Origin of the sequence: Pseudomonas sp. 30_B (genome assembly GCF_017491605.1) — a bacterium.
Lineage (GTDB): Bacteria > Pseudomonadota > Gammaproteobacteria > Pseudomonadales > Pseudomonadaceae > Pseudomonas.
In genome coordinates this window covers 1-492 of record NZ_JAFGYY010000229.1, presented here as the reverse complement: position 1 = coordinate 492, position 492 = coordinate 1, and the positions used below count along the sequence as shown (strand labels likewise).

At 70.7% G+C, this 492-nt stretch carries 1 protein-coding gene; it reads right to left on the bottom strand.

Annotated features, from left to right (window positions below; genetic code table 11):
* Nucleotides 1-492: LysR family transcriptional regulator (locus J5M67_RS28050; protein ID WP_207888626.1), on the bottom strand; the 492-nt coding region annotated here is incomplete at both ends.

Sequence of the window (492 nt, the reverse complement as noted above, 5' to 3'; positions counted from 1 at the left end):
ATCACGTGCCGGCTCGCGTACAGCTGCGCGTGCTCGAATTCCGCGGCGAGCAGCTCCGGCACCACCACCGACACAGCGAAATCGAGCGAGCCGTCGTGCAGCTTCGGCAGTGCGACGCCGGGAAACCCTTCGACGATGCTCACGCGCGCGAGCGGAAACCGCCGGCGAAACGCGCGAAACGCATCCGGCAGGATCGTCACCGCGGCGGCCGGCGTGATCGCGGCGGCAACGGCGCCCGTCGTCGCGCCCTGCGCCTGCTCGATATCGTCGCGCGCGCGCTGCATCTCGGCGACGATCAGGCTCGCGCGCACCTGCAACTGCTGGCCGAAGCGGGTGAGCTGCACGCCGCGCGCGGTGCGCACGACGAGCGATACGCCGAGCGCGAGCTCGAGTTCCTTCACGGCCTTCGTCAATGCGGCCGGCGATACGTTCAGCCGGCGCGCCGCCGCGCGGATGCTGCCTTCGTCGGCCACGGCGACGAACGCTTTCAAC